At 55.1% G+C, this 323-nt stretch carries 1 pseudogene; it reads right to left on the minus strand.

The window, feature by feature from the left end:
- Positions 1 to 323, minus strand: a pseudogene (locus tag A3754_RS28470) (hypothetical protein); the annotation flags it as partial.

Raw genomic sequence — 323 nt, forward strand, 5'->3', positions numbered from 1 at the left:
ACGGTTGGTCTAGAGGAGTGGCTGAAAGCAGGGTGAAAGAGCCGCTTCCCATGGTTTGCGATGCGCCGGCTTGACTGCCTGCAGTCCGAAACCGAACGCGGGCCACGGAGTTATCATCAATGGCTCCAAGGCCATCATCGTTGACAACCAGATGGTACGCTTCCGCCGGAGCCAGCCGCGATTGAGGATACAGGGCCAGGCCTCTGCCATTGTCTACCACCTGATAGTCAACCATGACGGTATTCCCATCAGTATCACTGACCAGCTGTAGGCGTGAGTCAATGTCATCAATAACCTCTTGCTCAAGTGCAGAGGAAAATCGC

It is taken from the genome of Alcanivorax sp. HI0083 (genome assembly GCF_001635175.1).